Raw genomic sequence first — 7,319 nt, forward strand, 5'->3', positions numbered from 1 at the left:
GGGGGGGGGGGGGGCTGCTTTACTATTGTGACACAGTCTGCAAGCCGGAATGACAGACTAAGATATTTCATAAATACGCTAATCACTGATTATTAATGCACATATGATTTAAAAATAGAATTACGGATTAATATATATTCTATTATGTCATCCTGCATGTCCCTCGTTGTCATCCCCTTGCCATACATACTTATTATCTTTTCGTCCAGCCCGGAAATATCTCTCTGCCTTTTCTTCACTACTACAGGCATAAATTCCAACTTCCTATCCCTCGGTACTTCAAGACCTATTTCCCCTGCCATCCCTCTGACCTTTTTTGCGCTATGCCCGTTCCTTGAATTGTCTGTCTCCTTATTTCCACTGTCGTATCTCTCATACCCAAGATGCCCCCTCCAGCTCCTCTTCTAACAGCATCTCCAATACCTCTTTCGATATCTGCCTTGCGGTAGTCCAGGCCTAAAGGCCTTACACCTATCCTTCGTTTTACTCATCCAGCCTGAACTTAATGGGCATAACTATCTCAGCCCTGCATGGTGGTTTAGGATATGGTGAGCCACGCGTGATGGTGTCCACAGCACTATTGTCGAGCAGTTCATGTCCAGAGGTTTCAATGACCTTTACATTGCTCACACCTCCATCTTCATTGACCACAAAGGAAACCTTAACAGTGCCCGACCAACCCATCCTGCGGGCCGTCGGCGGGTATGAAAGTTTGCTTGTTATGGCGTTGCGGATAGCGCCAAAGTGCGCCTTCACGTATTTTATCTCCATGCTTTCCGTAGTGGCCGCTGGTGATGATGTGGCGCTTACTGGCTCAGTGCCATCTGCAATTCCCCGCTCTCCTGCGCTGGTATCCGAACCCGGTGGTGGCTGCGGTGTTGCCGCCGTAACCTGATTTTCAGTCAAGACCACCGGCTGTACATGATGCACTGGCCGCATGACGACATTTTTTTCAAGTGAGATATGTTTTTTGGCAGACCTTGGTGGCACCGGCCGTTTTAGCTCCGCAGATTCTGTCCTGCTGGCAGGTTGCTTCGGCTGCATAGCCTCCGGCCTATCCACAAGGCTAAAGTCAATCCTCAACGTCTTTTTCTCTGGAGGCGTAGCCCTCATGACCCCAATGGCCAGCAAAACCAGAATGAGGTGTATGGCAGCAGAAGAGACTAATGCCTTGTTTTGTTCTGTCATTATCCTTGATTCTATCATTGGTATTGAGGCGGCGTGATGCCGCCGCCCCATTGTTTTCGTTTCAGAACTTTGCTGTCATGCCAATGTAGTACGAGCGGCCATAGCCGGGGACGGCAACACCCCATGGAATCGAACTGCTTGACATGGTTGCCCCCTGGCCGACATATGCCCCGCCCAATGGCATGTAGTAAAACTTGTTCAGCACGTTTTCAATGCCGGCATCAAGCCGCAGCATCTTCCATTCATAGCTGGCGCGCAGATTCAGTAAATCGTATGCCGGTGTGGGGACCTCGTTGCGAACCTGAGAAACCTGAGTTTTTGCGTCCACAAATTGGCCTTCAATCGTAGTTTTTAATCCGCCGATACCATAGACTAAGGCCAGTTTGGCATTCAGCGGCATGATGTTGTAAAGATTATCGCCTGTCGTTTTGTTCTTGCCCCTGACGTAATTCACCGCACCCGTAGCTGTTACGCTGCCGTAATCGGCGCTTTTTACTATCAGGTAATGGCTGGAGATGTCAATGCCGTAGAGATTCGCGGATTGATTGACAAACTGCAGATAAACAAAGCCTGTGGTAGCGGTCAGGCTGCTTTTGACGGCAGTGCTGGTGCCGCAGACGGATGTTGGGCAGCGTTGGGCGTCAATGTAGTGCGCAAGATAGGTATAAAAAGGCGTGACCTTAAAGCCCCATTGCTCAGGATCAGTGTCATGCAGGTAGGCGGTGCCGCTGATGGTATTGGCTACTTCCGGCTTCAGGTCGAGATTTCCGACATAGTAGTTTCCATCGCCTGCGAAGTTTACCATTTCCATCGCCATTGTGTTTGTTGACCATGCGTAACGCTCGTAAAGGTTGGGTGAGCGGGTCTTTCTGGCAAAACCGGCCTCAAAATCCGTCATTGATGTGGGTGTATAGCGCGTTAAGGCCGTCACGTCAACGTTGTAGTCTGTGCGTTGGCGGTTGGCATTATTGAAGGTATCAGCAGGGTACAAAGGTGAGCCGTTGTACATTGAGCCGGTGTTGTAGCCCTGAATATTTCCGGTATTCATCATCACCGTATCGCTTCGGACACCTATCTCGCTGAACCACTGCTTGTCCCAGTGCGCGTCCCATTCTGTAAAGACATCAATTCGGTCACGTTTACCGTTATTAATGTTCCAGAATGTGTTTGGAGCCATTCCCCCTGATGTGTAACCGGCGGGCAGCACTGAGGGTGACGGCGGCCACCAATCGTCGAGGCGGTAACGTTGGGCCTCCAGACCTACCTTGAGAATATGCTGGTCAGATAGGTCAAAATCGGCCTTGAGCAGCGCACCGGCATTATTCCCTCTCGTGTTCATCGGCATACCAGGCGCTATGAAGGTTGATGAGCTCCCATAGGAGAACTGCTTGTCGTTGGCGAAGTCCATCTTGTGCCGCGTAAGCTCGTCATAAACACGGGCTTCCAAATCACCCCACTGGAATTTGCCGGTGTAGCGTAAATTGTAGTGCTGGCTGAAATTCTCGGTCATATCCATGCGCTGGTTGGCAAATCCCTGATACGGGATTTCCTGGATGCCGACATTGAGCTGAAGCATGTGGTCTCCCTTTTTCAGCGCCAAATCAACCGCGTGGTTGTAGGCCTGGTATCTTGAAGAGCCGACCACATCGCCGTCTAACCAGCCTCTGTCTGTTGCGGCATTGCCTGACGCCTTGAAGTCTTTGGCCGCCTTGTAGTCATCTGATTCGGCCACTGAGCCGGAATAGCGAATACTGATAAAATCGGTAGCCGCGCTTGTCGAAAGATTAGCCCCGAAGGCATTGCCGTTACTACGATAATAGCCGCCTGTTTGCAGCTTCAGCAGAGGACCCTCTCCGGGCTTGGCGAACTCTGGAGCGGCCGAGTTTACTATGATTGAACCAGCAATACTATCGCCACCCATACTGACCGGCGTGATGCCCGCCACTACGTTTATCGAACCTACATTAGTCGGGTCAATGTAGGAAAGCGGCGAATTCATGTGGTTGGCACAGGCTGAAATCATATCCATGCCGTCAACCTTAATGCGTACGCGGTCATCACCCAGACCATCCAAATAAGGGAGGGAAGTCACCCCACCGTTTTTCTGAAGACTGACGCCGGGAACATCAGCGAGCAATTCGGCTGAGCTGCTGGTGCGCACCCAATCGCCTGGAGTAACATTTAAATGACAACTCCCCGTAGTAACTCCATCCTGAGACTTTGCTGCGGCGTCACGTTTGGCGCTCACCACGGCCTCGTCAAGAGTTACCGGAGATGATTCTCTTACAACTGTTCCATTATCTGCCGCCCAAACGGGTGCCTCCGTGAAGCTGAAAATGACGCCCAATAAAAGGCAAAAAAGCAGTATTTTTCTCATGATAGTTCCTCCATATCTTTTTCTGCAGAAGTCCTGTCAGAACTCTCTGCGCTAACCATGAACTATCAATCAGACTTTTGGAGGGCGTTCTGGCTGGAAGGGTATAAAAAAGGGCAAAGAGACTGTATTTTCGATCAAATGGACACCTTCAGGTTTTAAAGGGATAAGAGTACAGGGACTTTCACAGAGATAGGTCGCGTCATGATTTGACAACAGAGAAGGGCCTGATGAGTTGCATACGTTCAAGTTGCAAACCAGAGGTTTGCCCGTGTTAAAGGTAAGATTTACGGGCGCTGACAAGAAAGACGCTATGAGGCATATCACAATCACGACAGCCGATAACCTCAGAGCATGCCGCAAAATGCCTTCGCTTTCGGCGTCTAATATCATTAATGAGCCAAGTCCCGACGTTCTTACAGTCATTATGGGCGTCAGTATAGCATATCTCCTGATGAAATGAAAACGAACCCAAAGTGTAAGGTCTTGCCCTGTGACATTATATGAATCTTATCCCTTTTTCTCTGATGTTATGTCACATGTCAAGACCTGACACCTGCCATTCTACTCCAATTCATTTTTATTGAGTAATTCTGTTTCTTTTAAACTTATTATCCATATGTTGAATCTCCTTCATTAAATGATGATTTTTAATTAGAAGAGATAATGTTGTTGATATATCTGTAAGAAATTGTATTTCTAAATCATTCGGATTATGTCCTTCATGTACATTTATATTCAGGACACCTAATATCCTGTGGTTGTATTTTATAGGTACCGAATACTGTCCACGATTTGTCAAATTATCCTGATTTACATAGGGACAGTCTTCTTTTTGTATCGATGTTTTAAATATCATCTTACCTGTTTTGGCAGCGAGTCCAGACATACATAAATCAATGTTTACCTTGTTGCATGTTTCTATGGTATTTGCCGATAATCCAACATGTGAGTACAATTCAAGAATGCAGGGGTTATCAGAAACTAAGAACACAGATGCCGATGTTCTCATAGACATCCAAGGCATATCACATATTATATTAAGTATTTTACGTAATTGTTCTTTATATTCACCATGTTCTGGCGATATCTCTACTATCTTACTGACAGCCTCAAAGTATTTTACAGTGTTTTGGATACCTTTTCCTACATAGTTATGAGATTTAGATAAGCCATCAAACATTCCACACCCCCCTTAATCGTTATAGGTAGATTGTAATCCACCTTCTCTATATGTTTATATCCGTGAATCTTAGTTCCTATCTAACCATATTATACAGTATGAGCAGTTACAAATCAGTTACAGATTAGCCAAAATTACAAGTTTTTTTTAAAAAAGTAGAAAAATTATTTAATACTAAAGAAGCAAAACAGTGTAATACAGCATATTTATGATATTATACTATAAACACTTTTTGTAACACTATGTTGACGTTTACCTATAATTAAAATAATAATATATCATGTAACATAACATGCAGTTGATATTGTACAACAACTGCATAATTCAAGATTATTGGGTGAGATACATAATGAGCACGTTAATTTGACTACCAAGGGAACTAAAGGTGTAAGGTCTTGAATATTTTATAGTGCCATTTTAAAATCGTTATCTGTAATTCCCGCATCTTTTATGATTGCCTTGAGTGTGTATGGATTCAGGCGCTTGTGGTTTGGGATTACAAGACGATAAGTTCCATCAGACATCCCGACATGCTTACCTTTGCTGACGACTATGAACCCAAATTTCCCGAATGCTTTAATCGCACGCTCCGCAGATATATCAGTGAAAAGCATTTACAAGATGGACTTCCACTTTATAAACGATATTGCCCTTTAACTCCTCTTCAATCATTGCAAGATATGTCACAATAGCATCCCTGATATTTTCCTGCACTTCTTCAAGCGTATCCCCCTGGCTGTGGCATCCTCTCAGCATCGGACAATGAGCGTCATAACCGTATTCCGATTTGTTTATTATAACAGGGAATTCCATCTCTTTATACCCTTAGTATATCAGAATATGCCCGAAAAATCAATGCGGTATCCATATCTGACACCTACCCCTTAAGCGGCTTATCCCTTAGGTGGTTTACTATACAGAAAAATCCAAAAGGCCCTTCAGTGCCGTCATTGGCAAGCTGGTGTATGTACAGAGGCGGCACATAGGCAATGTCAAATGGTCGCAGCGTGTAGCTGCTGCCATCGCAAATCAATGTCCCCGTGCCCCTTACGCATATGATTACGTGGACATGGACATGCTTCTCTAAGGAAGAGTACCCTCCCTCGTCAATCTGAAAATATCTCACATCGAAATCGGTACCACCGAAGTTTTTCCCGATCAGTTCGTGCCTTGTGATGTTCATAAAGTCGAATTCGCCGCCGGTCTTATAAACCATCGGCGTGACGCCGTCCCATCGGTAATCTTTGCTGAATGAAAGGTGGATTTCAGGTGCGGCTGGCGATGTGCAATTACCCGCGTTTAAATCGCATGACGATGCGGTGGACAGGGGATTGGCGGCTGGTTTACGTTCAATAAATAACCCGCGTATCTTATCCATAAAAACGCGTGTACCAACAGAGAGGTCTTTTTTGTCTTGTCCATGCAGCGCCCCGCCTATCAGGTAAATCGTATCAGGGCCGTAACGCGCCGCCATGTCGGCAATATTATTGAGGGACATGCCGCCGGCCGGTGCGGGAAACGACGGCCTTAGGCCGCCTAAACAGCCCCTAAGGGCATTATTTAATCGCGTACACTCATCTGAACCAAAACTGAACCTGCCCCCAACATTCGGGTAAATTGACACATCCGCACCCGCCAGACGAAAAATCGTGCCAAGCAGCACCGACGGCGTTATGCCGTGGCGACAATCATGGAAATTCGTCCCCGTGAGCGCCGGGTGCGCCATTACAACAATTGGATAGTTGGCAGCCAAATACCTTGACATATCTAACCCGACAAGATATGGGGCGATTAATATCCCTGCGGCGCCGTGGCTAACGGCAAACTCCACCTGTCTTTCAATGGCATCTACCCCGGCAAGGACGTTCGGGATGTAGAGGCATCTCTTTCCGGTCTTATCAGTCGCCCTTTCTACCGCCTCAAGGCACTTAAGGACGCGCTCTTTAAAGCCGCAAAAACTGTGGTCAACAAGGCCGTGGTCATCTTTTACAATGTCCCCGCCACCGAGGGCGAAGGCGGAGGCGGTTGCGGCAAATTCAGAGGGGGATGCCCCCATAGGTTTTAGTGCGGTGGCAAGCAGCGGCCTGCCATATACGCCAAGCAGTGCCCTTATTCCTTCTATGCCGTAGTTAGGGCCTCTAAATGTATCAAGAAATTGGAGGGGAAATTCTATGCCGGTGATTTTGATATTTGTCTTAATTGAGATATTGCCGTAGAGGACATTTAGAAGCTGCGGCAACTGCCAGCCGGTTATCTCGGTGGCATATGCGATTTCAGCGGCATACCGGCCTTCGTTAATAGGAGTGATTTGCCTTATCGCACCGATTATGCGATTCGTTATCTCTTCATTTAATTGAAAATCAACGGGCAGCTCAACCGTCTGTTCATAGGCAATCTCTTTGGCGGCCTTATATGCGTCAGCGGCGTCTTTGCCGGTCAGTTCATATGTTACGACAATTGGTGCATACACGTTATACTAATACCAAACCGCGGCCATAGAAGTAAAGAGATTTTCGCTGTAAATTTGTTCTCCATCATAAGTAAGCGGTAGTTGCTTAGTTTGTTGCCATCCTT

8 protein-coding genes and 1 pseudogene are annotated in these 7,319 nt (G+C 46.7%); 2 read left to right on the top strand and 7 right to left on the bottom strand.

What is annotated here, in order from left to right; genetic code table 11:
• Positions 1–143 precede the first annotated feature (143 nt).
• Both AB7D94_RS15485 and AB7D94_RS15490 read right to left on the bottom strand, forming a co-directional pair.
• A pseudogene (locus AB7D94_RS15485) lies at positions 144–408 on the bottom strand (transposase); the annotation flags it as partial.
• A gap of 75 nt (positions 409–483) precedes the next feature.
• On the bottom strand, positions 484–906 hold the full coding sequence (locus AB7D94_RS15490; RefSeq protein ID WP_420266888.1) for an energy transducer TonB: 423 nt from the start codon (positions 904–906) through the stop codon (positions 484–486).
• A gap of 31 nt (positions 907–937) precedes the next feature.
• Here AB7D94_RS15490 and AB7D94_RS15495 point away from each other — a divergent pair, with 31 nt between their 5' ends.
• On the top strand, positions 938–1,225 hold the full coding sequence (locus AB7D94_RS15495; protein WP_420266889.1) for a hypothetical protein: 288 nt from the start codon (positions 938–940) through the stop codon (positions 1,223–1,225).
• Positions 1,226–1,249: 24 nt separating this feature from the next.
• Here the strand turns inward: AB7D94_RS15495 and AB7D94_RS15500 are convergent, their stop codons facing one another.
• Complete coding sequence (locus AB7D94_RS15500; RefSeq protein WP_420266890.1) at positions 1,250–3,565, bottom strand: TonB-dependent receptor plug domain-containing protein; 2,316 nt, start codon at positions 3,563–3,565, stop codon at positions 1,250–1,252.
• A 268-nt stretch (positions 3,566–3,833) separates the two neighbouring features.
• Between AB7D94_RS15500 and AB7D94_RS15505 the strand changes: the two genes are divergently transcribed.
• On the top strand, positions 3,834–4,025 hold the full coding sequence (locus AB7D94_RS15505; protein ID WP_420266891.1) for a hypothetical protein: 192 nt from the start codon (positions 3,834–3,836) through the stop codon (positions 4,023–4,025).
• Between the two features lie 117 nt (positions 4,026–4,142).
• Here AB7D94_RS15505 and AB7D94_RS15510 read toward each other — a convergent pair whose 3' ends face one another.
• The 4 genes from AB7D94_RS15510 to AB7D94_RS15525 all read right to left on the bottom strand — a co-directional run bounded on the left by AB7D94_RS15510 (position 4,143) and on the right by AB7D94_RS15525 (position 7,215).
• Positions 4,143–4,745, bottom strand: a complete 603-nt coding sequence (locus AB7D94_RS15510) for a hypothetical protein (RefSeq protein ID WP_420266892.1) — start codon at positions 4,743–4,745, stop codon at positions 4,143–4,145.
• Between the two features lie 404 nt (positions 4,746–5,149).
• Entirely contained in the window at positions 5,150–5,359 is a 210-nt protein-coding gene (locus AB7D94_RS15515; RefSeq protein ID WP_420266893.1) for a type II toxin-antitoxin system HicA family toxin, read from the bottom strand.
• Positions 5,346–5,558: a type II toxin-antitoxin system HicB family antitoxin gene (locus AB7D94_RS15520; protein ID WP_420266894.1), complete on the bottom strand. Its 213-nt coding sequence runs from the start codon at positions 5,556–5,558 to the stop codon at positions 5,346–5,348. The genes AB7D94_RS15515 and AB7D94_RS15520 overlap by 14 nt, the downstream gene beginning before the upstream one ends.
• A gap of 64 nt (positions 5,559–5,622) precedes the next feature.
• Entirely contained in the window at positions 5,623–7,215 is a 1,593-nt protein-coding gene (locus AB7D94_RS15525; RefSeq protein ID WP_420266895.1) for a RuBisCO large subunit C-terminal-like domain-containing protein, read from the bottom strand.
• Positions 7,216–7,319 lie beyond the last annotated feature (104 nt).

It is taken from the genome of Candidatus Magnetominusculus dajiuhuensis (assembly GCF_046044395.1).
Taxonomy (GTDB): domain Bacteria; phylum Nitrospirota; class Thermodesulfovibrionia; order Thermodesulfovibrionales; family Magnetobacteriaceae; genus Magnetominusculus; species Magnetominusculus dajiuhuensis.

Coding starts and splice junctions, on each gene's coding strand:
- AB7D94_RS15495 (WP_420266889.1), top strand. CDS start 938: ATGACGACATTTTTTTCAAGTGAGATATGTTTTTTGGCAGACCTTGGT.
- AB7D94_RS15500 (WP_420266890.1), bottom strand. CDS start 3,565: ATGAGAAAAATACTGCTTTTTTGCCTTTTATTGGGCGTCATTTTCAGC.
- AB7D94_RS15510 (WP_420266892.1), bottom strand. CDS start 4,745: ATGTTTGATGGCTTATCTAAATCTCATAACTATGTAGGAAAAGGTATC.
- AB7D94_RS15515 (WP_420266893.1), bottom strand. CDS start 5,359: ATGCTTTTCACTGATATATCTGCGGAGCGTGCGATTAAAGCATTCGGG.
- AB7D94_RS15520 (WP_420266894.1), bottom strand. CDS start 5,558: ATGGAATTCCCTGTTATAATAAACAAATCGGAATACGGTTATGACGCT.